The sequence below is a fragment of the Nocardia caishijiensis NBRC 108228 genome (assembly GCF_001612825.1).
Lineage (GTDB): Bacteria > Actinomycetota > Actinomycetes > Mycobacteriales > Mycobacteriaceae > Nocardia > Nocardia caishijiensis.
Genome location: NZ_BDBE01000034.1, coordinates 110,316 through 136,413, shown reverse-complemented (window position 1 = coordinate 136,413; position 26,098 = coordinate 110,316). Strand labels below are relative to the sequence as shown.

The following is a 26,098-nucleotide window of genomic DNA, read 5'->3' as shown; positions in this document are numbered from 1 at the left end:
TTCCGCCTCCGCCCAGGTCGGAGTCAGGCGGTGGCGCGGTATCTGGCCAGCAACCGCCGCTGTTTGACGGGCGCCACGTTCGCCAGGCTCAGATCCCCGCCGTAGTGGGCGGCCACCCGGGGGTCCATCACCGCACGCCACAGGGGCGGGACGGCGGCGAGCAGGATCATCGTCGCGTAGCCCGCGGGCAGCTGCGGCGACTCGCTGGTGCTGCGCAGGGTCTGGTAGCGACGGCCGGGGTTGGCGTGGTGGTCGCTGTGACGCTGCAGATGGAACAGGAAGATGTTGGTGACCAGGCGGTCGGAGTTCCAGCTGTCGCGCGGGGAGCAGCGCTCGTAGCGGCCGTTGGGCTTGCGTGCGCGCAGCAGTCCGTAGTGCTCGACGTAGTTGACCGTCTCGAGCAGCATCACCCCGATCGCCGCCTGCAGCGCGAGCCACGGCACGATCGCGAACCCGAAGACGAGCACCAGCGAACCGAACAGCACCGCCGACATCGACCAGGCCTGCAGGATCTGGTTGGTGGGATGCCACCACCGCAGACCCTTCCTGGCCAGGCGCGCGCGCTCGAGTTGGAGTGCCGAACGGAAGCCGCCGATCACGCTGCGCGGCAAGAACTCCCACAGCGACTCGCCCAGGCGCGCGCTGGCCGGATCCTCGGGGGTGGCCACCCGCGCGTGGTGGCCGCGGTTGTGTTCCACGAAGAAGTGCCCGTAGCCGGACTGGGCGAGCGCGATCTTCGACAGCAATCTTTCAGCACGCTCCACGCGGTGGCCCAATTCGTGGGCGGCGTTGATGCCGATGCCGCTGACGAAGCCGACGGTGGCGGCGAGGCCGAGCTTGTCGACGACATCGAGGTCGTTGCCCGCCCACATGGCACAGGCCAGCAGCAGCCCGACCAGCTGGACCGGTAGGAACAGATAGGTGCACCAGCGGTAGTAGCGGTCACGCGAGAGCGCTTCGTAGTCCTCGTCGCGCGGATTGTTGCCGTCCTCGCCGACGATCCAGTCCAGAACGGGGATGGCGATCAGCACGATCACGGGACCGATCCACCAGAAGGCTTCGGCGCCGGTGCGGTAGACGAGCTGGGAGGGCAGCAGGGCACTGGCCGGTGCGATCAGCCCGAGAGCCCACAGATACCGTTTGGGATCACGAAAACCCCCCGGTTTGCCAACCGTTTGCACACCCGCTCCGCTACAAAAAGACCAATTGCCGACGGATGTGAATACTGACAGACCATGGGCACGTTACACAGCGGCCGCTCCTCAAACGTGGTGATGGTTACATCACCGCGAATAAGAGCAGATCACCCCTTATAGTGATCCGCCCCACTTCGTCTAGGGGTGGATACCGCGTGCCTGGACGATCGCTTCGACGTAGGGGCTCAACAAGGCGCTCATCTCGGCGGGCGCGTCGCGTTCGGGCACCGGGGGGTTGGGGATATAGCTCAGCGCGATGCGCACCAGCGCGTGCGCGAGGACGTCGGCCTCGGCGTCGGTGGCGTCGACCCAGCTGTGCTGGAAGACGTCGGCCAGGCGCGCGGTGGCGTGTTCGAGCAGCGGACCCGCGTCGAGCGTGATGAGCCGCAGCAGGTCCGGCTTCATCTCCCCCGCCAGCAGCGAGCGGACCAGCGGGTCGGCCGCGGCGGCGAAGAAGAAGCCGGTCATGCCGTCGCGGATGGCCTCGCGCGCGTCACCGACGTGCCGATGGATCGCGTCGCGCACCTGGTCGACGAGCGTATCGGCCAGGCGAAGCGCGTAGGCCTGGGACAGCCCGGCCCGCGAGCCGAACTCGTTGTAGAGCGTCTGTCTGCTCACCCCGGCTCTGGCGGCCACATCACCGAGGGTGATCTTGGACCAGTCCCGTTCGGTGAGCAGCTCGCGCATGGCGTCCAGGACCGAGGTGCGCAGCAGGTCGCGCGCGGCCTCCTGGTACGGCGGGCGCGCACCCTGGCGCGCCGCCCTCACGAACGTTCGATCTCGACCATGAAGAAATCGGATTTGCGAGCACCGCAGTCCGGGCAGGTCCAGTCGTCGGGGATGTCGTCCCAGCGGGTGCCGGGGGCGATGCCGTCGTCGGGCCAACCCTGCGCTTCGTCGTACTCGAATCCGCACTGGGCGCACTGATACAGCTTGTACTCGGTCATCCCGCTACTCCTACCGCCTCGAAATCGATCTTCTCCCGCACTCCGCAGTCGGGACAGCACCAGTCGTCGGGCACCGCCGACCACGGGGTGCCCGCCGGAAACCCTTCGCGCGGAGCGCCTTCGGCTTCGTCGTAGACATAATCACAGACGGGGCAGCGGTACGAACTCATGGCGCCTCCGTTCCGTATTTCGCCAGCACCTGCTCGCGGCGTTTCGGTTCGATATTGGCCAAACCGACATCGCCGCCGTAGTGGGCGAGCAGCCGCTTGTCCATCACTTTGCGCCAGATCGGCGGGAAGTAGCTCAGCAGGATCATGCTGGCGTAGCCGCTGGGCAGGTTCGGCGCGCCGTCCCAACTGCGCAGTGTCTGGTAGCGCCGGGTGGGGTAGGCGTGATGATCGCTGTGGCGCTGCAGGTGGTACAGGAAGATGTTGGTGACCAGGTGGTCGGAGTTCCAGCTGTGCTCGGGGGCGGGCCGCTCATAGCGCCCGCTCGGCGTCTTCTGCCGGACCAGGCCGTAGTGCTCGAGGTAGTTCACCGACTCGAGCAGGCTGAATCCGATCACCGCCTGCAGGACCAGGTACGGCAGCACCTCGATCCCGAAGACCAGGATCAAACCCAGCCACAACACCACCGACATGGCCCACGCGTTGAGCACGTCGTTGCGCAGCGTCCACGGACCCTTGTCCAGGCGGGCGAGCCGGTCCTTCTCGAGGTGCCAGGCCGAGCGCAGGCTGCCCCACACGGTGCGCGGCCAGAAGGCCCAGAAGGTCTCGCCCAGGCGCGAACTCGCCGGGTCCTCCGGTGTGGCGACCCGCACGTGGTGACCACGGTTGTGCTCGATGTAGAAGTGCCCGTAGAACGACTGGGCCAGCGCGATGCGCGAGAGCCAACGCTCCAATTCGACCTTCTTGTGGCCCAATTCGTGCGCGGTGTTGATCCCGATGCCGCCGATCATGCCGACGCTGATCGCGATGCCGATCTTGTCGACCACGTTGGCGCCGCCGGGGAAGCCGAGCCAGTGCAGGTTGTCGGCGGTGATGATGTAGCAGGCGAAGATCAGTGAGGCGTACTGGAACGGCAGGTACAGGTAGGTCAGGTAGCGGTAGTACTTGTCGTTCTCCAGCTGTTCCATGACCTCGTCGGGCGGATTGTCGCCGTCGGGGCCGAAGAACAGGTCGGCCAGCGGGATCACGATGTAGATCAGGATCGGGCCGAGCCAGAACGGCACTTCGGCCAGACGATGCCAGCCGAGCTGGTTGATTCCCCAGATCATCGGAATCGCGATCGTGAACAGCCCGGTCGGGGCGAACAGGCCCCACAGCCAGAGGTATCGCTTGGAATCGCGCCACTGCGGTGGCGCTGCCGTCCGTTCGGACGGGTTGGCGTCGGTGGACATCGTTGTCTCCATCCTGAGGCACATCTCACAGGTGTGATGTGCGTAACTCTCTGTCACAGACGATAGGCCGCCTCGCCGGTCGATGTCTAGACAAATCGGCGAATTTGTAAAGTAGGTAACGGGGAGATAACGGAAAAGGCGGCCGCACCCGTTCGGATGCGGCCGCCACGATCGCCGGTCAGCGAGGGGTCAGGCTTTCAGCGCCACGTCGGCGCCAGGCGGTAGCCCGTCGACCGGCCACCACCGCAGATCGGTGGATTCGGAGCTGCGCACCGGGACGGCCCCGGGCGGGGCGATGACCTCGAACAACAGGTCCAGATGACGCGTCGGCACCCCGAGCGAACAGGTGATCGGATGGGCCTGCGCACCGTAGAGACCGGGCACCGGCGTCAAGTCGGGAATACCGGATTCCTCCACAGCCTCACGCAGCGCGGCGTCGGCGACGGTGTCGTCGCCGGGCTCGCAGTGGCCGCCGAGCTGGATCCAGCGGCCCACGCGCGGATGCAGGGTGAGCAGCACCTCGCGGCGGTCGTGCGACAACACGATCGCCGAGGCGGTGATGTGGCCGGGTGCGTGTTCGCGCAGACACCCGCGCGGTGCGGACCCGAGAAACGCCAGCATCGCTTCGCGCAGTGCGGAATCCGCGTCGGTGGGTGGCTTCCAGGAGGTGAGCAGTTCGGTGGCCGAGAGGTGCAGGGATTCGGCGGTCATGACATCCTCTCCGCGTCGGCACGGCGACAGGGCCGCACGGCTGCACCACGTCGGAACCGGTGGCGGCTCGCAACTCCCCCGCCCCGGCACCGGGTCGAACCGACCGCAGCCGCATCGCAGCGACTCACAACTCCACCGCCGCACGGCCGGGTCGCGCCGATCGTGGCCGTGGCGCTCCGGCTCACAGTTCGACCAATCCGGGGCCGGGGTCGCCGACCGTCCGTGGCTCGGGCGTCTGGAGTGGATGACCGATGGCGATGGCGCCCAACGGGTTCCAATCCTGGGCGAGCCCGAGGACCTCGCGCGTCACCTCCGGCGCGAAGATGGTCGAACCGATCCAGCAGCTGCCGAGCCCGTCGGCGGCCAGCGCCACGAGCAGGCCCTGCACGGCGGCGCCGACAGCGACGGTGAACATCGTCTGCTCGGCCGCCCGGCGACGCGCGTCCGGGTAGTCGTGCGCGCCGTCGGGCACGCAGAACGGGATCACCACCTCCGGCGCGTCGACCAGGATCCGCCCGCGCGCGACGCGACGTTCGATCCGCTCCTGGTCGAGTCCGTCGGCCGCGAGATCGGCACGCCACTTGTCGGCCATGGCGGCGAGCAGCCGGGCACGCACGTCGCGATCACGCAGCCAGACGAAGCGCACGGGCCGGGTGTGGTGCGGAGCCGGGGCGGTGAGACCGGCGGCGACGGCGGCCCTGAGCCGCTCCGGGTCGACCGGTTCGTCGCTGAACGCGCGCACCGAACGACGAAGGGGCACAGCCTGTTTGCGGCCGAGTTCGATCGACTCGGCGGTGCCGAGCCAGAACAGGTCGTCGACCCCACCGCGCAGCAGCGCCGCCGCGGTGGAGCCGTCGTCCACGGTCGGCAGGCCGCGAACCACCGCGATCGGCACCGCGCCGAGCTTGCCCTTCACCAGATCGGCGGCGGCGGCGAGTTCGTCGGCGACGGCCACCTGGGTGACCTGCAGTTCGTTGCCCTGCCCGTCGACCGCGCCCGCGTAGTCGTGCAGCACGCGCAGGCCCGCCGCGCCGATGGCCGCGTCGATCTGGCCGGTACGCCAGGCGCGGCCCATCGTGTCGGTCACGACGACGGCGACCTGGACTCCCAACCGCTCGGCGACGGCCGCGCGCAGGGCCTTGGCGCTGGCGTCGGGATCCACCGGGAGCAGCACCAATTCGCCCTCGGCGACATTGGAGCCGTCGACACCGGAGGCGGCCTGCACGATGCCCAGCCGGTTCTCGGTGATGAGGGTGCGACCCTTCCGCGCCAGGACCCGCACGGCCTCGGCGTCGACCAGTTCGCGGCGGGCGGTGTCGCGTTCCTCGGGGTCGGTCGGCGCGGCGACGATGCGACCCTCGGCCTTGGACACGATCTTGCTGGTGACCACGAGGATGTCACCGTCGGCGAGCCAGGGCGCCTGTGCCACAAGGTGTTCGGCGATGTCGTCGCCGGGCCGGAACTCCGGCAGTCCGGTGACCGGCAGGATCCGCAGTTCGCCCGCCGCGTGGTCGGTCGGTGTGCTCACGCCTTCACTCCCGCCGATTCCAGTGCGGCACGGGCCATTTCGGCCGTCGCGTCGGGGTCGGACATGAGCAGCGGCACGCTGCGCACCTCCACACCGGGCACCTCGGCGGTGTCGGTGGAATGGACGAGCCAGCCGTCGAGGATGCCGGTGGCCGAGCGGGCGCCGTAATGCCTGCCGACCCCCTCGGCCGTCGACTCCACCCCGATCACCTTCAGACACTCATCGGCCATGCCCCGCAAGGGCTTTCCATCGATCACGGGAGACAGGCCGACGACCTTGGCCTCGGTGGTCCGCAAGGCACCGCGGATACCGGGCACGGCGAGGATCGATCCGATGCTCACGACCGGGTTCGAGGGGGCGAGCAACACAGCATCGGCGGCAGCTATGATATCGGTCACATTTGGTGCGGGAGAGGCTTGTTCGGCGCCGATCGAGGCAAATCCGTGAGTCGGAAGCGCCGCGCGGTACCGCACCCACCATTCCTGGAAGTGGATCGCGCGACGTTCGCCAGCATTGTCGGGATCGCTGACCACCACATGGGTTTCACAGCGGTCATCGGTTGCCGGGATGAGTTTCACGCCCGGCTGCCACCGATTGCACAGCGCTTCGGTGACCGAGGACAGCGGAAATCCGGCGCGCAACATCTCGGTGCGAATGAGGTGAGTGGCGATATCGCGATCGCCGAGTCCGAACCAATCGGGCTTGGCGTTGTATTTCGCCAGTTCCTCCTTGGCATGCCAGGTCTCGTTCGCGTGGCCCCAGCCACGTTCGGGATCGATGCCACCACCGAGGGTGTACATGCAGGTGTCGAGGTCGGGACAGATGCGAAGGCCGTGCATCCAGACGTCGTCACCGACATTGACGATGGCCGAGATATCAGCATCGGGCAGCAGATGCCTGACGCCCTGGAGGAACCGTGCACCCCCGACACCACCGACGAGAACGGCGATCCTGGGCTCGCGCACCGCGTGTTGTGCAGTCACAGGGACACAGCCTAAGTGGTGCCGGTTGCCGGGTCGTTTCCCTGTGCTGAAGAACAAAGTTGCTGGTCATTTGCCACGGCACATAACAAGATCAACACGAAAGGCGGGTCCGGAGTGTAACGGAAGGGTGACGGCGGGTTGACCACCGGCAAGTGCGGCGTGTCTAATCACAGACATGTCATTCCGGTCACCGCGAGAAGACATAGCGCGGGGGCGTTTGCAGGAGGGTGCCGATGCGCCGGAAGGCAGGCTCGGGGAAGCCCGCGAGACTACGTCGCGGTGTTGGGCCGTCGGGGTTCTAGTTCATCCGACGGAAATCATTCTGCGCTAACACATAGTGAGGAGGCGGAACGATGACCGAAAACCTGGTCTCGCCGACCGATTCCACAGCAGGCGCAGCTCACGCTGTCTGCGCTGAAACGAGCTGGCCGGAACCGGACGCGGCAAGCGAAGTCGCGGCCCCCCGGCTGAGTCTGGTCGTCACGGGCTTCGACGAAATGTTCGAGTCGATCGAAGAGCAGTGGCAGGAACGTGCCCTCTGCGCTCAGACCGACCCCGAGGCGTTCTTCCCGGAGAAGGGCGGCTCGACCCGTGAGGCCAAGCGCATCTGCTTGGGCTGTGAAGTGCGTGACCAGTGCCTGGAATACGCGCTGGCGCATGACGAACGTTTCGGCATCTGGGGCGGTCTCTCGGAACGAGAGCGTCGCAGGCTGAAGCGCGGAATCGGATAAGTGACTGTTCGAAAGTAGACTCTCCAGGCCTGGCCCGGAGCCACGCAGGCGCAGTACGTCGGTGTCTCCGGGCGAACGCCCGTTACCGGTCAGGCGAGAGAGGCGAAGTACCCATGGCACGTTCCCGGCGACATCTTCCGGCGCCGACCGCTCGTTCGGTGACCCGCCGCGGTCGCGGTGTCCGTGGTCCCATGCTCCCGCCGACGGTGCCCGCCTGGCGCACGCGCGGGCAGAAATTCGACCGGCTGGTGCTCGAGGCCTTCGCACCGCTGGACACCCGCTGGCACGACCGGCTGACCAAACTCGACATCGCCGTCGACGATGTGCCGAAAATCCGTCCGCTGCATCCTGATTCGGTCACCTGGCCGGACGAGGTCGTCGCCGACGGACCGGTTCCGCTGTCGCGGCTCATTCCCGCGGGCGTCGACCGGCACGGCGCCGCGACCCGTGCGCGAGTGGTGCTGTTCCGCAAGCCGCTGGAACTGCGCGCCGCCGATCCCGACGATCTCGTCGAGCTGTTGCGTGAGGTCCTGGTGCAGCAGATCGCGACGTATCTCGGTGTCGATCCCGACCTCATCGACCCCGAACCGGAGTAGAACGACGCCTCCGCCACCGCGTGTCCGTATCCACTTTTGTGGGCTGGAGGGTTAATCTCGACGTCGTGATCCCTATGCGTCGTTGCTGCCGACCCGGCTGCAAGAACCCGGCTGTAGCGACGCTGACGTATGTGTACTCCGACTCGACCGCCGTCGTCGGACCCCTGGCCACCGTCGCCGAACCGCATTCCTGGGATCTGTGCGAAACCCACGCCTGCCGCATCACCGCCCCCAAGGGCTGGGAACTGGTGCGCCACGAGGGCGGCTTCTCCTCGAGCACCCCCGACGACGACGACCTCACCGCCCTGGCCGAAGCCGTTCGCGAGGCAGGCCTACGCCGCCGCCCCGCCGAACCCGACCAGCCCGGCTACCGCGACACCACCACCCCGGCCCCCCGCCAGCCCCGCACCGGCCGCCGAGGCCACCTACGAGTCCTCCCAGACCCCTGAGCTCACCCGCCTCCCCGCGACTTTGGCCAGACTCGAGCGCGGAGAGACTGCGTCGGGCGGCCAGACTCACGTGCCGGGTTGCCGGAGCCCGTGCCCGGGGAGTTACCCATGTACTTGCGAGATCAGGCGTTGCGGCGCTGGACCACGCGCCACTCAGTTCACCGTCGACGCAGTTCGCCAGCGATCGTCCGACCAAGTCCGGGGAGCGAAACAGCAAGCCCATGCGCAACTCACCGGCACTGGCTCACCCATACGCACCTGAGTCCGGCCGCCGACGACACCCTCCCCGCGCCTGAGTCCGGCCAAAAGTCATCGAAGAGCGGGTGAGCACATGGGTAACTCACCGGGCACGGGCTCACCCGACCCAGCACCCAAGTCTGGCCGCCAACGACACCTCCCCCGCCCCTGAGTCTGGCCAAAAGTCCCGGGGAGGCGGATCGGCTAGGCTTTGCGGCATGACGACCCTCGCGCGCTCTGGCGAACTCGTGAACGCCGTGATCAAGGCTTATGACGTCCGCGGGGTGGTGGGCGAGCAGATCGACGCCGGTTTCGTGCGCGACGTCGGCGCCTCTTTCGCCCGGCTGATGCGCGCCGAGGGCGCCGAGCGGGTGGTCATCGGTCACGACATGCGCGAGTCCTCCCCTGAGCTGGCCGAGGCGTTCGCCCAGGGCGTGCAGGGTCAGGGTCTCGACGTCGTGCACATCGGGCTCGCCTCCACCGACCAGCTGTACTTCGCCTCCGGTCGGCTCGGCTGTCCCGGTGCCATGTTCACCGCCAGCCACAACCCCGCCAAGTACAACGGCATCAAGCTGTGCCGGGCCAACGCGTTGCCGGTCGGCCAGGACAGTGGTCTGGCCACCATCGCGGCCGAGGTCGTCGCCGGTGTGCCCGCCTACGACGGCGCGCCCGGTTCCGCGTCGTCGGTCGATCTGCTCGCCGACTACGCGAGCTTCCTGCGCGACTTGGTGAACCTGGACGAGATCCGACCGCTCACCATCGCGGTCGACGCGGGCAACGGCATGGGCGGCCACACCGTGCCCGCCGTGCTCGGCGCGCTCGGGCCGGTCACCCTCGTGCCGCTGTACTTCGAGCTCGACGGCTCGTTCCCCAACCACGAGGCCAATCCCCTCGACCCGAAGAACCTGGTCGACCTGCAGGCTCTGGTGCGGTCCAGCGGCGCCGACATCGGTTTGGCCTTCGACGGTGACGCCGACCGCTGCTTCGTCGTCGACGAGCGGGGCGAGCCGGTGTCGCCGTCGGCGATCACGGCCCTGGTCGCCCAGCGTGAGCTCACCAAGGAGCCGGGCGCCACCGTCATCCACAACCTCATCACCTCCCGGGCGGTGCCCGAACTGGTCTCCGAGCTCGGCGGCAAGCCGGTGCGCACCCGGGTCGGCCACTCGTTCATCAAGCAGGAGATGGCCGCCACCGGCGCGGTCTTCGGTGGCGAGCACTCCGCCCACTACTACTTCCGTGACTTCTGGGGCGCCGACTCCGGCATGCTCGCCGCGCTGCACGTGCTGGCGGCGCTCGGCGAGGGCGACCGTCCGGTCTCGGAGCTGATGGCGGCCTACGACGGGTACGCGGCCTCGGGCGAGATCAACTCGACCGTCGCCGACGCCACCGACCGCACCGAGGCCGTGCTCGCGGCCTTCGCCGACCGCACGGTGTCGGTGGACCGCCTCGACGGCGTCACCGTCGATCTGGGCGAGCACGCCTGGTTCAACCTGCGCGCCTCCAACACCGAGCCGCTGCTACGGCTCAATGTCGAAGCCGGATCGCAGGCCGAAGTAAACGCACTCGTGACCGAGATCCTGAGCATCGTCCGCGCCTGACTGGGAACATGGAAACCAGCAGAGCGCGGCGCTCGCGCCGACCGACCACACAGCGCGATGAGGGGAGGTGGACTCGGCGATGATCGCTGGAACACCGGTTTTCGACCTCGACGATGCCGCGTCGCTCGAGGCGGCCGACACCGGCGGCTTCTTACGGTCGGCGGCCTCGGGCGGTGCCCAGGTGCGGGCGACCGCCGCCGCGGTCGCCGAGACCTCCCTGATCGAACGGCTGTCGGAATTGCGCGCGCGCAGCCTGGTGCTCGTCACCGGGTCCGGGCGCGCCGCCCGGGCCGCCGGGCTGCTGGTCGCCACCCTCGGTGACCGGGTCGGACTGCCGATCGTGCCCGTCACCGCGCTGCCTCCGTGGGTCGGGCCGCTGGACGTGGTGCTCGTCGCCGGTGACGACGCGGGCGACCCGCGCCTGATCGACGCGGTCGACCGGGCGGTGCGGCGCAGCGCCGAAGTGGTGATCGCCGTTCCCAACGAGGGTCCGCTGCGGGCGGTCGCCGCCGGTCGCGCGATCGTGCTCGAACCGCGCGTGCCCGTGCTCGACCACAACCGCCTGCTGCGTTTCCTCGCGGTCGGCATCGCCGTGCTGCGCGGGATCGACGGCCAGCGCAGTGTTCCCGCCACCCCCGACCTGACCGCGCTCGCCGACGTCCTCGACGCCGAAGCCCTGCGCGACGGTCCGCACAACGAGGTGTTCCACAACCCGGCCAAAACCCTCGCGACCCGCATGCACGGCGTCGGCGTCGTCCTCGCCGGTGACTCTCCCGCCGCGGTCGAGCTGGCCGGGCACGGCACCGAGGTGCTGTTGCAGTCGGCGGGCAAGCTGGCCTCGGCGGCCGACCTGGCCGACGCGGTCGCCGCCGTCGGCAGGCTCGCCCAGGCGGCCGGTGGCGCGGCGCCCGGTTTCGATCCGCTGTTCCACGACGAGGAACTCGACGGTCCGGCCCCGGTGGACCGGGTGCGTGTGCTCGCCCTCAGTGTGCACCCCGACCAGGCGGCGGCCCGCCGCAAGCTGACCGTGTTCGAGGGCGCGGGCAACGGCCTCGTCGACGCCGAACTCGTACACGCCGATGTCGACGTGTTGCAGTCCCAGCTGGCCGAGCCGGGTTCGGAGCCCTCGGCCGAGAGCGCGATCGCCACCTCCGCCGCAGGGGGCGGACACGGCAGCGAACTCGTACAGCTGGCGGTGCTCGCCCTGCGGCTCGACATGGCCGCGGCCTACCTTCGCCTCGGCGCACGCGGTGCGTCCTCGGGCGACCAGGACCGATATCACGACGGGGGACGCTACTAGTGCAGGAACTCGTTGGTGCGCTGCGTTCTTACGCATGGGGATCGCGCACCGCGCTCGCTCGGTTGTGTGGCAGACCGGTGCCCTCGGCTCATCCGGAGGCCGAACTGTGGTTCGGCGCGCACCCCGCCGACCCCGCGCACGTGAAGTCCAACGGCAGTTCGCGGTCGCTGCTCGAGGTGCTCGCCGCCGATCCGGTGCGTGAATTGGGCCCGGTCGCCGAGGGTTTCGGTCCTCGTTTGCCGTTCCTGCTGAAGATTCTCGCGGCCGAGGAACCGCTGTCGCTGCAGGCTCATCCGAGTTCGGCACAGGCGCTGGCCGGTTTCCAGCGGGAGAACCGGGTGGGCGTGCCGCTCGACTCGCCGCTGCGCAACTACCGCGACGACAGCCACAAACCCGAGCTGGTGGTCGCGCTGGAGCGTTTCGAGGCGCTCGCCGGTTTCCGCGCCCCGCACCGCACCGTCGACCTGCTGCGCGCACTGAACGTGCCCGGTCTCAATGTCTACGCCGAACTGCTTGCCGCCCAACCCGATTCGGCCGGTCTGCGCACGCTGTTCACCACCTGGATCACGCTGCCGCCCGCCGCCCTGGCCACCCTGCTGCCCACGGTGCTCGAGGGGTGCGTGCGCTACCTGTCGGGCACGGGTCCGCGCGAGTTCACCGCCGAGACGCGCACCGTGCTGGAACTGGCCGAGGTGTACCCCGGTGACGCGGGGGTGCTCGCGGCGCTGCTGCTCAACCGGCTCACCCTCGAACCGGGCCAGGGCCTGTTCCTCGCGGCCGGTAACCTGCACGCCTACCTGCGCGGTGTCGGCGTGGAGATCATGGCCAACTCCGACAATGTGCTGCGCGGCGGGCTCACCCCCAAGCATGTCGACGTCCCGGAGCTGCTGCGCGTGCTGGATTTCGAACCGATCGACCTGCCGGTGATCGAACCCGAACCCGGCCCCGACGGCAGTATCCGCTACGCCACACCCGCCCCCGAATTCGCGCTGTGCCGGTTCGATCTGGAGGCAGGCGCGGAACCCGTCGCGCTGGCCGATGCCGGACCCGGCATCGTGCTGTGCACCGACGGCACCGTCGAATTGCGCCACGACGGGCGCGAACTCACCCTCGTTCCCGGCAGTGCGGCCTGGATCTCGGCGGCCGACGCCGACATCCGTGCCCGCGCCGTCGGCGGCGCGGCGCAGCTGTTCAGCGCCTGCGTCGGCGACGGGAACTAGCGTCGGGGCGTACTTTTCGCGCGACGCCCCTTAGGCTGTTGCGAGCAAAGCGTGTTCGGTGCAGTGGGAGGACGGGGACAAGATGTCGGCTGGTGGCGGCAAGAAGGCGATCATCGCCGCGTTGACGGCCAACGCGGGGATCGCGGTGGCGAAGTTCGTCGGCGCGGCGATCACCGGGTCGGCGTCGATGCTGGCCGAGGCGGTGCACTCGGTGGCCGACACCTCCAATCAGGGTCTGCTGTTGTTCGGACAGCGTGCCGCGGAGAAGGACGCCGACGAACTGCACCAGTTCGGCTACGGGCGCAACCGGTACTTCTATTCGTTCGTCGTCGCGCTGGTGCTGTTCACTCTCGGCTCGGTGTACGCCATCTACGAGGGCATCCACAAGATCCAGCACCCGGAGGAACTGAGTCAGCCGATCGTCGCGATCGTCATTCTCGGCATCGCGATCGGTCTGGAGACGTTCAGTTTCATCACCGCGGTGCGTGAATCGCGTCCGCTCAAAGGCGACGCCAGCTGGTGGCGGTTCATCCGCACCTCCCGCAGCCCGGAACTGCCCGTGGTGCTGCTCGAGGACACCGGCGCCCTGATCGGTCTGATCCTGGCCTTCGGCGCGGTCGGTCTGACCATGATCACCGGCGACCCGGTCTTCGACGGCATCGGCACCCTGTGCATCGGCGCGCTGCTCGGCATCATCGCGGTGGTGCTCATCATCGAGATGAAGAGCCTGCTCATCGGTGAGGCGGCCACCCCCGAGCAGGACCGCGCCATCCGCGACAACCTGATCGACGGCGAGAAGATCACCTCGGTCATCCACCTCAAGTCCGAGTACATCGGGCCGGAGGAAATGCTGGTTGCCGCCAAGGTGGCCATCGCTCCCGGTCTCGGGATCGCCGATGTCGCCGAGGCCATCGATGCGGCGGAGACGCGTGTGCGCGCCGCCGTTCCGTTCGCTCGGCTGATCTACCTCGAGCCCGACTTGTACCGGCAGTCGGTGTCGTAGCCGGGTGTGCTCGGGCGGTCACCGCGCGGCCGGGACATAGCGTCGAGGTCGCGCGGTTTCGCGGGCGAGGACGGTAGCGTCCCCCGGTATGGCCGCTGAAGGTGGAGACAGCAAGATCGCGATCCTGGCCGCGCTCGGCGCGAACGCCGGGATCATGATCGCGAAGTTCATCGGTGCGTTCATCACGGGCTCGTCGTCCATGCTGGCCGAGGCCGTGCACTCGGTGGCCGACACCGGCAACGAGGCGCTGCTGCTCGTCGGCCGCAACCGGGCCGAGCAGGCGCCCGATGTGCTGCACCCCTTCGGCTACACCCGCAACCGGTACTTCTATTCGTTCGTCGTGGCGCTCGTGCTGTTCACGATGGGCTGTCTGTTCGCGCTCAACGAAGCGGTGCACAAGATCCGCTTCCCGCACGAACTCGAGTCACCGGGGGTCGCGATCGCGATCCTGCTGGTGTCGATGCTGCTCGAGGGCTTCAGCTTCCGCACCGCACGCCGGGAGTCGGTGCCGTTGAAAGGCAAGCACTCCTGGTGGCACTTCATCCGCAACAGCCGCAATCCCGAGCTGCCGGTGGTTCTGCTGGAAGACATGGGCGCGCTGATCGGGCTGATGTTCGCGCTTGCCGGCGTGGGCCTGACGGTACTCACTGGCAACGGGGTGTGGGACGGCGTCGGCACCCTGCTCATCGGGCTGCTGCTCGGGTTCAACGCCATCGTGCTGATCGTGGAGACCAAGAGCCTCATCATCGGTGAGGGCGCCACCGCCGCCGAGGACCGGGCCATTCGCGGTGCGCTGCTCGCCGATCCGCGCATCGTGCGAGTGCTCCGCCTGCAGACGCAATATCTGGGCCCGGAGGACCTGCTGGTGAACGCCAAGATCGCCATGCAGGCCGATCTCGACATCAGCCGGGTGGGCGCCGCGATCGACGCCGCCGACGCGCGTATCCGCGACGCGGCACCGAGCGTGCGCACGGTCTATCTCGAGCCCGACGTGTTCCGACCCGAGAAAGCCGGTGCCACCGGTAGTCACCGATAGGCGGGTTGCTCGCCGCGCAGCAGGTCGAGTGGGTCGGTGACGATACCGAACCGGGTGCGCAGCATGTGTGCCACCGCGTGCAGTCCGGACATGCCGTGCACACCGGGTCCGGGCGAGGTCGACGACGAGCACAGGTAGGCGCCGGGAATCGGGGTGGCGTACGGGTTCCAGCGGGGCAGGGGCCGGAAGACGGTCTGGCGCAAGGTCATCGCGCCCGCGGAGATGTCACCGCCGATGTAGTTGGCGTTGTGGGCGGGCATGAATGCCGCCGGGCGCACGTGCTTGGCGAGAATGAGGTCGCGGAAGCCGGGCGCGAAGCGTTCCACCTGGGCGATCACGTCCTCGCTGATGTCGCGATCGGATCCGTTGGGGACGTGGGCATAGGTGTAGAAGGTGTGCTTGCCCTCGGGCGCGCGGGTGCTGTCGACGACGCCGGGCTGAATGGCGAGCACGTACGGCCGGTCGGCGAATTTCCCCGCGGCGATCTGTTTTTCGGCACGCATCGCCTCTTCGCGGGTACCGATCAGGTGCAGGGTGCCCGCCAGGTCGGCGCCGGGCGCGGTCCACGGCACCGGTCCCGACAGCGCGAAATCGACCTTGCAGGCCGCTCCGCCGTAGCGGAAACGGCCGAGGCTGTCGCGGTAACGCTCGGGCAGGCGGTCACCGCCGATGCGCAGCAGTTCGGCCGGTGCGGTGTCGAACAGCACGGCGCGGGCGGTGGCGAGCTCGGCGAAGTCGTCCACGCGATGACCGGTGACCACCTCGCCGCCGAGGCGTTCCAATTCGGCGATCAGCGCGTCGGGAATGGCCTGGCTGCCGCCGCGCGGGATCACCCAGCCACCCGCGTGCGCCAGCGTGCCGAGCAGCAGACCGGCACCGACGGCGGGAATGGCACGCGGCTGGGTGATGGCATGAGTGGCCACGCCGGTGAGCATGGCCGGGGCGGCGTCCTCACGGAACCGGTTGTTCCACAACGGTGATGCCTGTTCCAGCACACGCAACCCGAACCGCACGCCCGTCGGCACGTTCAGCGGCGGGTGGCGCAGATCCGACATGGCCAGCTCGACCACCGCGGGCCAGTGCTCGACGAGCGGGGCGAACAGCGAGCGCCACGCCGGACCGTCACGACCGAGGTCGGCGACCGTGGATTCGAGATTGCGCCAGGCCAACCCGGCCACGCCACCGTCGAGCGGGTGGGCGTAGGACACGGTGGGCGCCAGCAGTTCCACTCCGTGCGCGGCGAGGTCGAACGCGCGGAAGAACGGCGACGCCAAGGCCATCGGGTGCGCGCCCGCGCACACATCGTGCTGGAAACCGGGCAGGGTCAGCTCGGCGGTCCGTGAACCACCACCGGCCTGATCCTGCGCCTCGAGTACCCGCACCGACAGCCCGGCACGCGCCGCGATCACCGCCGCGGCGAGCCCGTTCGGCCCCGACCCGACCACTACGACTTCCGCCATCGCCGTCCCTTCGCCGACCGACTTTCCCTCCAACCTACGCGGCCGATCCGTCACGGCGGACGAGTGCCGCGTCACGTCCCCGGCGGACGATTACCGGTCCCGGGGCGGCCCTGCCCGACACGGCGATGAATTCGTGCGGTACGCACCGTCTCCACCGATAACGAGAAACAAGGAGAGATCTCATGGCGAACGCACCGCACGGCCCCGCGTCCTACTTCCCTGCCATCGAGGCCAAATATGGTCGGCCCGTGGACGAATGGCTGACCTTGCTGGCCGCCACCGACGTCGCCGGACACAGCGCGCTGGTGAACTGGTTGAAGTCTGAGCACGGCCTCGGGCACGGGCACGCGACCGCGCTGGTGCAGTTCCATCTCCATCCAGAGAAGTGGGCGCGGGCCTGAACACGGGCAGCGGACCGGCTCCGCACTAGGCGAGGTCGGTCCGCTGCACTACCGCACCGCGACCGGGGGCTCGGCGTCGGCGGCGGCCTCGGGGGTGGGGGTGCCGTGGTCGTCGTCGACCATGGTCTCCTCGTCGAAGGGGAGTTCGCGGTCGAGGACACGGCGGGTGCGGTCGGCGTCGACGGTGTTGGTCCAGGTGCCGATGAGCAGGGTGGCCACGGCGTTGCCCGAGAAGTTGGTCAGCGCGCGGGCCTCGGACATGAACCGGTCGATGCCGACGATCAGACCGACACCGTCGAGCAGTTCGGGGCGGTGGCTCTGCAGGCCGCCCGCCAGGGTGGCCAGGCCCGCACCGGTGACACCGGCCGCGCCCTTGGACGCGATGATCATGAACAACAGCAGACCGATCTGCTCGCCGAGACTCAGGGGCTGCCCCAGCGCGTCGGCGATGAAGATCGAGGCCATCGTGAGGTAGATGGCCGTGCCGTCGAGGTTGAACGAGTACCCGGTCGGTACGACGACACCGACCGTGGTCTTCTCCACACCCGCGTGTTCCATCTTCGCGACCAGCCGAGGCAGCGCCGACTCCGACGAGGAAGTGGCGACGATCAGCAGGTATTCGCGGGCCAGGTACCGGCACAGCTTCAGGATCGACACCCCCGAGACCACCCGCAGCACCACACCGAGCACGCCGAAGACGAACACCAGGCAGGTCAGGTAGAACGCGACCATCAGGGTCGCCAGCTGTACCACCGCCGACCAGCCGGTACGACCGACGACATTGGCGATCGCCCCGAAGGCGCCGATGGGGGCCAGCCACAGGATCATCGAGAGGATCCGGAACACCAGTTTCTGCGCGAGCGAGACCGCCCGCAGGATCGGCTCGCCCGCCGAGCCCATCGCCTGCACGGCGAACCCGACGAGCAGGGCCACGAACAGCGCCTGCAGCACGCTGCCCGCCGTCAGCGAGGACACGAGCGTGGTCGGCACGATGTTCTGGATGAACTCCCAGGTGCCGCCCGCACCATGCGCCTGTTCGGCGTAGGTGGCACCCGCGCCGGGCTTGGCCTCCCCCAGCCCCGAACCGGGTTCGATCACGTTGCCGACCACGAGGCCGATCGCGAGCGCCGCCGTCGACATGGCGAGGAAATAGGCGATGGCCAGGCCACCGACCTTGCCGACGGTCGCCGCCGCCCGCACGGACCCGATACCGAGCACGATGGTGCAGAAGATGACGGGGGCGATCATCATCTTGATCAGATTCACGAACAGTGTGCCCAGCGGCGCCAGTGACTGACCGAACTCCGGTGCCAGCTTGCCGACGAGAACTCCCGCGAGGACCGCGATAACCACCGCGATGTACAGCCAGTGGGTATGGTCTCGTTTTCGCGCGGTGGTTGTGATCATGGCAGCGAGCATGCCCGTTAGGTGTGATCGCCGTCACGTTTGGTACATAACGTGCTTTAGGTACATAACGTTCAGTTCGAGGTCGGAGGGCAGGATGCGACGAGGACGACTGTCGCTTGCCGGACAGGCCTTCGTGTGGCAGCTGGTGGTGCTGGCGGTGATGATCGGCACGGGTACGGTGCTCGCCGTGCTCGATGCCCGGCGCGACCACGATGTGGCCACCGAACTTCAGGTCCGCGACGTCGCCGTCTCGGTGGCCAGGGCGCCGTCGACACTGGCGGCCGTGCACTCGCCGTATCCGAGCGGCCTGCTGCAACCGACCACCGAACGGATCAGGGCCGACACCGGGATGGACTTCATCGTGGTGATGGCACCGGACCGCACCCGCTACACCCACACGAACCCGGAGATGATCGGCAAACCGTTCTCCGGCAGCATCGACCAGGCACTGGCCGGGCAGACGTTCACCGAGACCTTCACCGGCACGCTCGGCCCCTCGATCCGCGCGGTCACCCCGGTCTACGACCGCGGCCGGGTGGTCGCGCTGGTGTCGGCGGGGGTGACCAGGGCCAGGATCGGCACCCAGGTGGCCTCGCAGCTGCCGGTGATCCTCGGGGTGAGCGCGGCGGGGCTCACGCTGGCCGCGTTCTCCTCGTTCCTGCTCAGCAGGCGGCTGCGCAGGCAGACCCACGGTCTGGCGCCCGACGAGTTGCGCGCGCTCTACGAGCACCACGACGCGGTGCTGCACTCGGTGCACGAGGGCCTGGTGGTGTTCGGCACCGGTCATGGCCCGGCGGAGGTGGTCAACGACCAGGCGCGAACCCTGCTCGATCTGCCGCAGGGTCCGGTGTATCGCGACGACCTGCCCGTCTCGCTGCGTCGGGAGCGTCAGGGTGTGGTGCGCGACGAAACGCACGTGACGACCGATCGGGTGCTGCTGGTGAACCAGGACGTGGTCACCTGGGAGGGCGAACAGATCGGCACCGTGCTCACCATCCGCGACCAGACCGAACTGCGCGCGGTCCTCGGCGAGCTCGACTCGGTGCGCAATTTCGCGGAGTCGCTGCGCGCCCAGGCGCACGAGGCGGCCAACAAGCTGCACACCGTGGTCACCATGGTCGAGCTGGGCAGACCGGAGGAGGCGGTGGCGTTCGCGACCGACGAACTGGCGTTGTCGCAGGTGCTGATCGACCGACTGCTCGCTGCCGTCGGTGACGCGGCGTTGGCGGCCCTGCTGCTCGGCAAGGTGGACCAGGCCGCCGAACGCGGGGTGAGCCTGGCGATCAGCGAGGACACCGCGCTCGACTCCACCGATCCGCTCTCGGCGCAGGAAACCGTGACACTCGTCGGCAACCTGGTCGACAACGCCATCGACGCGGCCGCGGGCACCACCGACAAGCGCGTGGAGGTGTCGGTGAGCCACCGCGACAAGCACCTGTGCGTGCGCGTCGCCGACAGCGGCCCCGGCATGTCGGCGCAGATGTTCGAGCGTGCCGCCGAACGCGGCTACACGACCAAATCCGATCATGCCGGGCTCGGCCTGGCGCTCGTGCACCGTCTCGTCGATCGACACGGCGGTGCCATCACCACAACGGCCGCACCACACAGCGCGGTCACCGTCCGAATTCCGTTGAGGGAGAACCCATGATCCGCGTCCTGATCGTCGAGGACGAACCGTTGATCGCCCAGGCACACCGGGCCTACCTCGAACGGCTCGACGGGTTCGTCACCGGCGGCGTCGCCCATACCGGTCACGACGCGCTCGATCTCGCGGCCTCGGCGATCGCCGAGGGCAACCCGTTCCACCTGGTGCTGATGGATATCGGACTGCCCGACATCAACGGCCTCGAGGTGGCCGCCGCGCTCAACGGACTCTCCCCGCGCCCGGACGTCATCGCGATCACCTCGGCCCGCGAGCTGACCATGGTGCGCAGCGCCGTGGCCCACGGGGTGGTGCTGTATCTGCTCAAGCCGTTCACCTTCGCCGCCTTTCGCGAAAAGCTGGAACGCTACCGGGATTTCGACACTGCTCTGCCCGCGGGCGAAGCGGCGCTGTCGCAGTACGACATCGACCGCGCGCTCGGCGCGCTACGCACCGCCGATCAGCGCGCGGGCGCCCCGAAGGGCGTGGTGCAGCACACGCTGGAGGAGGTGTCGCGGGCGGTGCGCGCGGCCGAAGCGGGCATCACCGCCACCGATGCCGCCGCGGCGGTGGGAGTTTCGCGCATCACCGCGTGGCGGTACCTCGAGAAACTCGCCGACGACGGCCTCGCCGAACGTCGCGCCGACTACGGGCGCGCCGGTCGGCCGAAAACCCGCTACCGCTGGCGGGTTTCGACCTAGCTCACCCCTTGGTGGTGGCACCGGCCAGGTCGTCGGGTGCCCCGGACCGCGCGACCGGGCCGAGGTCGACCGGCATGTGCTCGAACCCGTGCAGGGTGAACAGGTTGCGGCGCACCGGTTCTCCGCGTAACCGCAGATCCGGGTAGCGGGTGTAGAGCGCGCGCAGGGCGTGCACCGCTTCCATCCTGGCCAGGCTGGCGCCGAGGCAGGCATGGATGCCGCTGCTGAAGGCCAGGTGTTCCTTGGCGTTCGGGCGGTCGATGTCGAAGCGCGCCGGGTCGGTGAAGACCGCCGGGTCGCGGTTGGCCCCGGCCAGCGACAGGATGAGGGTGGCGCCCGCTTTCACTCGCACACCGTCGACCTCGACGTCCTCGAGCGCCACCCGCGCGGTGGTCTGCACGGGTGGGTCGAACCGCAGAACCTCCTCCACCACGTCGGGCCAGCGATCGGGATCGTTCTGCGCGATGGCGAGCTGGTCGGGGTGGGCCGACAGCGCGGCCACCGCGTTGCCGATCAGGTTGACCGTGGTCTCGAAGCCCGCGCCCATCAGCAGCCCCGCGCCCGCCTGCAGTTCGCGCATGGTCAGATCACCCGAGCCGACCAGGGTGGACAGGATGTCGTCGCCGGGTTCGTCGCGCAGGCGGTCGATGTGCTCGGCCAGGTGGTCGGCCAGAGTATCGGTGGCGGCCATCGCGTCCCGGTACGAGCGCCAGGAGGTGCCGATGTCGAGCAGTGGGGTGACCCGGTCGCCCCAGCGCAGGAACAGCTCGCGATCGGCGGGGGGAAAGCCGAGCATCTCGGCGATGATCGCGATCGGCACCTGGGCCGCGTAATCGGTGACGAGATCGATCGAGCCGTGCGCTGGCATGGCGTCGAGCAGCTCGGCGGTGACGGTTTCCACCCGGTCGCGCAACCGGCCGATGGCGCGCGGGGTGAACGCTGAGGCCACCGGTTTGCGCATCCTGGTGTGTTCGGGCGGATTGAGCACGAGCATCGACGGCGGCTCGACCGGGCTCGGCGGCGGAACCACCCGTTCGGCCAGCTTGCGCAACGGTGCGGGCACCTCGGGCCCGAGAGCGGGGAACACGCCGAACCGGGTGTCGCGCAGGATGCTTCGGACCTGTGCGTGTTCGAACACCGCGTACGCCAACGGCGTCCGCCGCAGGCCGGGGCCGCGCAGTTCCTCGATGAGCGGGTACGGATCGTGCAGTCCGCGCTCCCCGGCGAGCAGCGTGGCGAAGGCGTCGCCGCGCCGCGCCCGCCAGCGCAGGAAGGCACGGGGAATACCGTGCTGAGCAGACCAGCGGATCCAGTACCCGACGTTCATCGCCACCCCTTTGTGCCGTACTGCTGAAGATGACTCCCACAGTACGGACGGGGTGTGACAGAAACCACGTTCTCCGGTCGGAGGGCGACCTATACCCAGGTAGGAGTCGAGTGGCTCAACGCCGTACGGTCACCCGTTCGGTCTCGGCCCGGTGCTCGGTGGCGGCGGCATCGGGATTGACCACCTGCACCAACGACGCCCCGACACCGAGCACGGCGACATACCCGTCGATCAGTTCGGCGGCGGTGTCCCAGGATGCGCTGGACAGCACCCGGTCACCGGCGGAGATGCCCTGCAGCGCCGCGGATTTCTTCGCCGCGTCGAGCACCTCACCCACCGACATACCGTCGAGGGCCGCCCGGAAGCCGCCGGGCAGGAACTGGTCACCGTGCACACGCACCGCCGTGGCGAAATCGGTGACGCCGACCGGTAGGTCGCGCACCGGGGTGCCCATGGCGTCCAGCGACAGCACCGCCACCTCATCGACGCCGTCGGCGTCGTCGAGCCGGTCGGGCGTCACCAGGGCGAGGTCGGCGTCCGGATCGGGGCTGAGCACCACTTCGGTTCCGGCCCACCAGCAGCCGAGCAGCACCGCGGCCGTCTGCCAGTGCGCAGGCAGCAGCACCGCGACCCGGGCGCCGGGGGTGAGCGCGAACTCGTCGCGGATCAGGTTGGCGGTCTTGGCCGCCCAGTTGGCCAGCGTCAGCCCGGACAGCTCGATGCGGGCGCCGGTGGCGTCGTCGTACCAGGTGACGCGCGGTCCGGCGGGATCGCGTTCGAGGATCGGGTCGAGGAGGGCGTCGGTCAGTGTCGAATGAGGCTCACGCATGGGTCAATTCACGCATTTCGGTCCGTTCTGGCCTGCGTCGATCGGCGGGGCGGGCGGTACTGGCGTGGCGGTCGCCGAGGATGTTCCGTCGAAATCGAACATGCCTGCCGCGGCCGAGCCGGGACCAGAGTAGTCGCTCGCCAGCACCACGCTCACCGAATCCGCCGACAGCGACGGATCAGCGACCACGGTCAGGCCGCCGAGTTCCTCGGCCACCGCGACGGCCTTCGGATCGGCGCTGTCGGCGGCGAGCACCCGGCTCGAGCTCACACTCCCGCCGGAGTAGTTCCCGACGAGCCCCTCTCGGAAACCCTTGCCGGTCAACGCGGCCGCGACCTCGGCCGCCAGACCGGTGGCACCACCGGCGTTGAAGACGCTCACCGTCACCGTCGACGGGTCGACCTTCTGCTCCTCGACCGGCTTCTCCTCGCCGACCAGCCCGGCCACGTAGTCCTGCACAGCCTTCGGTTCCACGCGCACCACGGACTCACCACTGGCCGTCATGCTGTTGAGGTCGGCGACGGGGATGGTGTCGAATTCCACCTGACCACCGGAGAGGTCCTTGAGCTGCTGCAGGAAGGCCAGCACGTCCCAGTCGTCGTCGAGGACGACGGTTCGCCCGACGGCTTCACTGATCTGGCTCAGCCTGCCGGGATCGGCCAGGGTCTTCGCGGTGAGCAGCTGACCGACCAGCTGGGCCATGAACACCTGCTGACGCACGATCCGGTCGATGTCACCGCGCGGCAGATCGTGGCGCTGACGCACGAAGCTCAGAGCCTGCGGACCGTCGAGACGCTGCTGACCCGCCGGAAACCGCGCACCCGACATGTATTCGTCCACAGCGTTGTTCAAGCACACCTCGACCCCACCGACCGCGTCGGTGAGCAGCACGAACCCGAGCAGGCTCACCTCGGCGTAGTGGTCGACGGTGACGCCAGTGAGATTGGCCACCGACTTGATCAGCGCCTGCCTGCCCGCCTTGGTCGAGTCGCGTTCGGCGTCGGCCTCGGTGTCGCCGTCGGCGAGCATCTTCGCGCGCTCGGTCTCCTTCGTCGCCCCGTAGGCGGAGTTGATCTTGGATTTGCCCTGGCCGGGGACGTCGACGTAGGAGTCGCGGGGGATGGAGATGGCGGTGGCGGATCGACCGTCGTTGGGGACGCGGACCAGCACGATGGTGTCAGTGTTGGTACCCACTTCGTCGCCCGCGTGCAGCATGGCGCGCTCGGCGCTGGTGAGCGGATTGCCGTGGGCATCGGTGCGGCTGTCGACGCCGACGAGCAGGATGTCGACGGCGCCGTCGCGTCCGCCGCCGAGGCCGAGGCCCCCGATGCGTTCGATATTGGCGATCAGATTGTCGACGCTGCGCCAGGCGAATCCGGTGACCGCCAGCACGAGGACCGCCGCGATCGCCACCATCACCTTCGCCGGGCCCGCAGGCGCGGCGGCCGACGGTGATCCTGTCGACTCTCGCACTGGTGCTTCCTCTCGACTACGCGGCGCCCCGCCCGCACGCCTCCCCGCCAACCCCACTGTCGTGAACACAGGCTAACCAACAGTTACCACAGTCGGGCCGACCCGCAGGTCTCGCGGCGTGCCAGACTGGCCGCGTGAATGCCGATTTCCCCACTCGAGCTCCCCTGATCGTAACCGGCGCGCACGGGCTGCTCGGCCGGGAAATCCTGCGTCTCGCCCCGCAGGCGCGCGGCCTCGGCCGCGCACAGCTCGACATCACCGACCGCGCCGCGGTGGAGGCGATCCTCACACCCGGCACGGTGGTGCTCAACTGCGCGGCCTACACGGCGGTCGACGCCGCCGAAACCGATCGCGATGCCGCGTTCGCGGCCAATGCCACCGGCCCGGCCGTGCTCGCGGCCGCCTGCGCGGCGACCGGTGCCCGGCTCATCCACGTCTCCACCGACTATGTGTTCCCCGGCACCGCGAGCACACCGCACGAACCGGACGACCCGACCGGTCCGGCGACCGTGTACGGGCAGTCGAAGCTGGCGGGTGAGCGGGCCGTGCTCGACGCCTGCCCCGAGGCGCAGGTCGTGCGCACGGCCTGGGTGTACGCGGGTGTCGAGGGGGATTTCGTCGCGACCATGCGCAGGCTCGAACGCGAACGCGACACCGTCACCGTGGTGAACGACCAGCTCGGTTCACCGACCAGTGCGATCGACCTGGCCGCCGCCCTGCTCGAACTCGCCGACCGTCCCGACGCGCCACGGGTGCTGCACGCGACCAACTCCGGCACCGCCACCTGGTTCGACCTGGCCGTCGCTGTGTTCACCGAGCTCGGCGCCGACCCCGCGCGGGTGCTGCCGTGCGATTCGAGCGCCTTCCTCAGACCCGCACCGCGCCCGCCCTATTCAGTGCTGTCACCCCGGGTCTGGAACGACGCGGGCCTGACCCCGTTGCGGCCCTGGCGTCGCGCACTCACCGACACACTTCGCCGGTTGTCCGACTAGGCTGCGCAGTCGTGAACGCAGCCGAATCCCCCGCCCCGGCCGGTCTGGCCGTCGTCACGGTGACCTATTCACCGGGCGAGCACCTCGAGCACTTCATCACCACCCTCGCGGACGCGACCAGCGAGAAGCCGCAGGTGATCCTGGCCGACAACGGGTCGACCGACGGCGTGCCCGAACTGGTGGCCGAGGCCAACGCGCACGTGCGGCTGCTGCGGACCGGCGGCAACATCGGCTACGGCGGCGCCATCAACCGAGCCGTCGCCGAGATCGATCCGTCGATCGAATTCGTCATCCTGGCCAACCCGGACATCCGCTGGGGTGTCGACTCCATCGACAAGCTGCTCGCGGCCGCGCGGCGCTGGCCACGCGCGGGCGCCTTCGGGCCGATGGTCCGCGAACCCGACGGCAGCGTCTATCCCTCGGCACGGCGGGTGCCCGGCCTGGCCGACGGCGCCGGACACGCGATCCTCGGCGCGATCTGGCCGAAGAACCCCTGGTCGGTGCGCTACCGGCAGGAGAACGAGGAGCTGTCCGAGCGGGTGGTCGGCTGGCTGTCGGGCTCGTGCCTGCTGGTGCGTCGCGCCGCGTTCGACACCATCGACGGCTTCGACTCGCGCTACTTCATGTACATGGAGGACGTCGACTTCGGTGACCGCATGGGCAAGGCGGGCTGGCACAATGTGTTCGTCCCGGACGCCGAGGTGACCCACGCCAAGGGCCACGCCGCGGGCAAGCACCCGGAACTGATGCTGCCCGCCCACCACGCCAGCGCCTACCGTTTCCAGGCCGACCGGCATCCGCACTGGTGGCAGGCGCCGCTGCGGCTCGCCTTGCGGGCCGGACTTGCGGTTCGCTCCCGGATTGCGGTTCGATCGGCGCTGCGTGAGAAAGCGCGAACTGCCTGACTCGTCAGCGCCCGGAGGCGGCAGCCT

26 protein-coding genes are annotated in these 26,098 nt (G+C 69.0%); 13 read left to right on the top strand and 13 right to left on the bottom strand.

Features of this window, described 5'->3' with window-relative positions:
- Positions 1 to 23 precede the first annotated feature (23 nt).
- The 8 genes from NC7_RS18800 to cofD all read right to left on the bottom strand — a co-directional run bounded on the left by NC7_RS18800 (position 24) and on the right by cofD (position 6,746).
- Positions 24 to 1,181 (bottom strand): alkane 1-monooxygenase, encoded by a 1,158-nt coding sequence (locus NC7_RS18800; protein WP_067984909.1) that lies wholly within the window; start codon positions 1,179 to 1,181, stop codon positions 24 to 26.
- 153 nt (positions 1,182 to 1,334) lie between these two features.
- The gene (locus tag NC7_RS18795; protein WP_084458614.1) at positions 1,335 to 1,883 is read right to left on the bottom strand and encodes a TetR/AcrR family transcriptional regulator; all 549 of its coding nucleotides are present in this window, start codon (positions 1,881 to 1,883) and stop codon (positions 1,335 to 1,337) included.
- 77 nt (positions 1,884 to 1,960) lie between these two features.
- Positions 1,961 to 2,143: a rubredoxin gene (locus NC7_RS18790; RefSeq protein ID WP_067491380.1), complete on the bottom strand. Its 183-nt coding sequence runs from the start codon at positions 2,141 to 2,143 to the stop codon at positions 1,961 to 1,963.
- On the bottom strand, positions 2,140 to 2,313 hold the full coding sequence (locus tag NC7_RS28610) for a rubredoxin (RefSeq protein ID WP_084458594.1): 174 nt from the start codon (positions 2,311 to 2,313) through the stop codon (positions 2,140 to 2,142). The genes NC7_RS18790 and NC7_RS28610 overlap by 4 nt, the downstream gene beginning before the upstream one ends.
- On the bottom strand, positions 2,310 to 3,542 hold the full coding sequence (locus NC7_RS18785) for an alkane 1-monooxygenase (protein WP_067985119.1): 1,233 nt from the start codon (positions 3,540 to 3,542) through the stop codon (positions 2,310 to 2,312). The genes NC7_RS28610 and NC7_RS18785 overlap by 4 nt, the downstream gene beginning before the upstream one ends.
- A 189-nt stretch (positions 3,543 to 3,731) precedes the next feature.
- Entirely contained in the window at positions 3,732 to 4,253 is a 522-nt protein-coding gene (locus NC7_RS18780; RefSeq protein WP_067984905.1) for an NUDIX hydrolase, read from the bottom strand.
- Positions 4,254 to 4,434: 181 nt separating this feature from the next.
- Positions 4,435 to 5,781, bottom strand: a complete 1,347-nt coding sequence (locus NC7_RS18775; RefSeq protein ID WP_084458593.1) for a coenzyme F420-0:L-glutamate ligase — start codon at positions 5,779 to 5,781, stop codon at positions 4,435 to 4,437.
- A complete protein-coding gene (gene cofD, locus NC7_RS18770; RefSeq protein WP_084458613.1) occupies positions 5,778 to 6,746 on the bottom strand; it encodes a 2-phospho-L-lactate transferase in 969 nt (322 codons plus the stop codon). Before cofD ends, NC7_RS18775 begins: the two co-directional genes overlap by 4 nt.
- 515 nt (positions 6,747 to 7,261) lie before the next feature.
- On the opposite strand from cofD, the gene NC7_RS29230 reads away from it, so the two are divergent.
- From NC7_RS29230 to NC7_RS18730, 8 genes are all read left to right on the top strand, one after another.
- Positions 7,262 to 7,495 carry a WhiB family transcriptional regulator gene (locus NC7_RS29230; protein WP_133733920.1) on the top strand — a complete coding sequence of 78 codons (234 nt, stop codon included), beginning with the start codon at positions 7,262 to 7,264 and terminating at the stop codon, positions 7,493 to 7,495.
- A 113-nt stretch (positions 7,496 to 7,608) separates the two neighbouring features.
- Positions 7,609 to 8,091, top strand: a complete 483-nt coding sequence (locus tag NC7_RS18760) for a metallopeptidase family protein (RefSeq protein WP_201449895.1) — start codon at positions 7,609 to 7,611, stop codon at positions 8,089 to 8,091.
- Between the two features lie 74 nt (positions 8,092 to 8,165).
- Complete coding sequence (locus NC7_RS18755; RefSeq protein WP_067984903.1) at positions 8,166 to 8,540, top strand: DUF3499 domain-containing protein; 375 nt, start codon at positions 8,166 to 8,168, stop codon at positions 8,538 to 8,540.
- 455 nt (positions 8,541 to 8,995) lie between these two features.
- Positions 8,996 to 10,375, top strand: coding sequence for a phosphomannomutase/phosphoglucomutase (locus NC7_RS18750; protein ID WP_067984901.1), 1,380 nt, complete (start codon positions 8,996 to 8,998; stop codon positions 10,373 to 10,375).
- A 79-nt stretch (positions 10,376 to 10,454) separates the two neighbouring features.
- Entirely contained in the window at positions 10,455 to 11,675 is a 1,221-nt protein-coding gene (locus tag NC7_RS18745; protein WP_067985112.1) for a tobH protein, read from the top strand.
- Entirely contained in the window at positions 11,675 to 12,895 is a 1,221-nt protein-coding gene (gene manA / locus NC7_RS18740; protein ID WP_067984900.1) for a mannose-6-phosphate isomerase, class I, read from the top strand. The genes NC7_RS18745 and manA overlap by 1 nt, the downstream gene beginning before the upstream one ends.
- An 82-nt stretch (positions 12,896 to 12,977) precedes the next feature.
- Complete coding sequence (locus tag NC7_RS18735; RefSeq protein WP_067984898.1) at positions 12,978 to 13,898, top strand: cation diffusion facilitator family transporter; 921 nt, start codon at positions 12,978 to 12,980, stop codon at positions 13,896 to 13,898.
- Between the two features lie 88 nt (positions 13,899 to 13,986).
- On the top strand, positions 13,987 to 14,934 hold the full coding sequence (locus tag NC7_RS18730; RefSeq protein WP_067984896.1) for a cation diffusion facilitator family transporter: 948 nt from the start codon (positions 13,987 to 13,989) through the stop codon (positions 14,932 to 14,934).
- Here NC7_RS18730 and NC7_RS18725 read toward each other — a convergent pair.
- Positions 14,925 to 16,394: a phytoene desaturase family protein gene (locus NC7_RS18725; RefSeq protein ID WP_067984894.1), complete on the bottom strand. Its 1,470-nt coding sequence runs from the start codon at positions 16,392 to 16,394 to the stop codon at positions 14,925 to 14,927. The two genes, NC7_RS18730 and NC7_RS18725, sit on opposite strands and share 10 nt — an antisense overlap.
- Before the next feature lie 182 nt (positions 16,395 to 16,576).
- Between NC7_RS18725 and NC7_RS18720 the strand changes: the two genes are divergently transcribed.
- Positions 16,577 to 16,795: a DUF4287 domain-containing protein gene (locus tag NC7_RS18720; protein ID WP_067984891.1), complete on the top strand. Its 219-nt coding sequence runs from the start codon at positions 16,577 to 16,579 to the stop codon at positions 16,793 to 16,795.
- A 48-nt stretch (positions 16,796 to 16,843) separates the two neighbouring features.
- Here NC7_RS18720 and NC7_RS18715 read toward each other — a convergent pair whose 3' ends face one another.
- Positions 16,844 to 18,202: a cation:dicarboxylate symporter family transporter gene (locus NC7_RS18715; RefSeq protein WP_067985110.1), complete on the bottom strand. Its 1,359-nt coding sequence runs from the start codon at positions 18,200 to 18,202 to the stop codon at positions 16,844 to 16,846.
- Between the two features lie 94 nt (positions 18,203 to 18,296).
- Between NC7_RS18715 and NC7_RS18710 the strand changes: the two genes are divergently transcribed.
- On the top strand, positions 18,297 to 19,850 hold the full coding sequence (locus NC7_RS18710) for an ATP-binding protein (protein WP_067984888.1): 1,554 nt from the start codon (positions 18,297 to 18,299) through the stop codon (positions 19,848 to 19,850).
- Positions 19,847 to 20,545: a response regulator gene (locus tag NC7_RS18705; RefSeq protein ID WP_067984886.1), complete on the top strand. Its 699-nt coding sequence runs from the start codon at positions 19,847 to 19,849 to the stop codon at positions 20,543 to 20,545. Before NC7_RS18710 ends, NC7_RS18705 begins: the two co-directional genes overlap by 4 nt.
- Position 20,546: 1 nt before the next feature.
- Here NC7_RS18705 and NC7_RS18700 read toward each other — a convergent pair whose 3' ends face one another.
- From NC7_RS18700 to NC7_RS18690, 3 genes are all read right to left on the bottom strand, one after another.
- The gene (locus NC7_RS18700) at positions 20,547 to 21,872 is read right to left on the bottom strand and encodes a cytochrome P450 (protein ID WP_067984884.1); all 1,326 of its coding nucleotides are present in this window, start codon (positions 21,870 to 21,872) and stop codon (positions 20,547 to 20,549) included.
- 115 nt (positions 21,873 to 21,987) lie between these two features.
- Positions 21,988 to 22,701 (bottom strand): TIGR03089 family protein, encoded by a 714-nt coding sequence (locus NC7_RS18695; RefSeq protein ID WP_067984882.1) that lies wholly within the window; start codon positions 22,699 to 22,701, stop codon positions 21,988 to 21,990.
- A gap of 3 nt (positions 22,702 to 22,704) precedes the next feature.
- Positions 22,705 to 24,117, bottom strand: coding sequence for an LCP family protein (locus NC7_RS18690; protein WP_167352442.1), 1,413 nt, complete (start codon positions 24,115 to 24,117; stop codon positions 22,705 to 22,707).
- A gap of 191 nt (positions 24,118 to 24,308) precedes the next feature.
- Here NC7_RS18690 and rfbD point away from each other — a divergent pair, with 191 nt between their 5' ends.
- Together rfbD and NC7_RS18680 are read left to right on the top strand one after the other, a co-directional pair.
- Entirely contained in the window at positions 24,309 to 25,166 is an 858-nt protein-coding gene (gene rfbD, locus NC7_RS18685) for a dTDP-4-dehydrorhamnose reductase (RefSeq protein ID WP_084458592.1), read from the top strand.
- Positions 25,167 to 25,177: 11 nt separating this feature from the next.
- Positions 25,178 to 26,071, top strand: a complete 894-nt coding sequence (locus tag NC7_RS18680; RefSeq protein ID WP_067984879.1) for a glycosyltransferase family 2 protein — start codon at positions 25,178 to 25,180, stop codon at positions 26,069 to 26,071.
- Positions 26,072 to 26,098 lie beyond the last annotated feature (27 nt).

Coding starts and splice junctions, on each gene's coding strand:
- NC7_RS18795 (WP_084458614.1), bottom strand. CDS start 1,883: ATGCGCGAGCTGCTCACCGAACGGGACTGGTCCAAGATCACCCTCGGT.
- NC7_RS18790 (WP_067491380.1), bottom strand. CDS start 2,143: ATGACCGAGTACAAGCTGTATCAGTGCGCCCAGTGCGGATTCGAGTAC.
- NC7_RS28610 (WP_084458594.1), bottom strand. CDS start 2,313: ATGAGTTCGTACCGCTGCCCCGTCTGTGATTATGTCTACGACGAAGCC.
- NC7_RS18785 (WP_067985119.1), bottom strand. CDS start 3,542: ATGTCCACCGACGCCAACCCGTCCGAACGGACGGCAGCGCCACCGCAG.
- NC7_RS18780 (WP_067984905.1), bottom strand. CDS start 4,253: ATGACCGCCGAATCCCTGCACCTCTCGGCCACCGAACTGCTCACCTCC.
- NC7_RS29230 (WP_133733920.1), top strand. CDS start 7,262: ATGTTCGAGTCGATCGAAGAGCAGTGGCAGGAACGTGCCCTCTGCGCT.
- NC7_RS18760 (WP_201449895.1), top strand. CDS start 7,609: ATGGCACGTTCCCGGCGACATCTTCCGGCGCCGACCGCTCGTTCGGTG.
- NC7_RS18755 (WP_067984903.1), top strand. CDS start 8,166: ATGCGTCGTTGCTGCCGACCCGGCTGCAAGAACCCGGCTGTAGCGACG.
- NC7_RS18750 (WP_067984901.1), top strand. CDS start 8,996: ATGACGACCCTCGCGCGCTCTGGCGAACTCGTGAACGCCGTGATCAAG.
- NC7_RS18745 (WP_067985112.1), top strand. CDS start 10,455: ATGATCGCTGGAACACCGGTTTTCGACCTCGACGATGCCGCGTCGCTC.
- NC7_RS18735 (WP_067984898.1), top strand. CDS start 12,978: ATGTCGGCTGGTGGCGGCAAGAAGGCGATCATCGCCGCGTTGACGGCC.
- NC7_RS18730 (WP_067984896.1), top strand. CDS start 13,987: ATGGCCGCTGAAGGTGGAGACAGCAAGATCGCGATCCTGGCCGCGCTC.
- NC7_RS18725 (WP_067984894.1), bottom strand. CDS start 16,394: ATGGCGGAAGTCGTAGTGGTCGGGTCGGGGCCGAACGGGCTCGCCGCG.
- NC7_RS18720 (WP_067984891.1), top strand. CDS start 16,577: ATGGCGAACGCACCGCACGGCCCCGCGTCCTACTTCCCTGCCATCGAG.
- NC7_RS18715 (WP_067985110.1), bottom strand. CDS start 18,202: ATGATCACAACCACCGCGCGAAAACGAGACCATACCCACTGGCTGTAC.
- NC7_RS18710 (WP_067984888.1), top strand. CDS start 18,297: ATGCGACGAGGACGACTGTCGCTTGCCGGACAGGCCTTCGTGTGGCAG.
- NC7_RS18705 (WP_067984886.1), top strand. CDS start 19,847: ATGATCCGCGTCCTGATCGTCGAGGACGAACCGTTGATCGCCCAGGCA.
- NC7_RS18700 (WP_067984884.1), bottom strand. CDS start 21,872: ATGAACGTCGGGTACTGGATCCGCTGGTCTGCTCAGCACGGTATTCCC.
- NC7_RS18695 (WP_067984882.1), bottom strand. CDS start 22,701: ATGCGTGAGCCTCATTCGACACTGACCGACGCCCTCCTCGACCCGATC.
- NC7_RS18690 (WP_167352442.1), bottom strand. CDS start 24,117: ATGGTGGCGATCGCGGCGGTCCTCGTGCTGGCGGTCACCGGATTCGCC.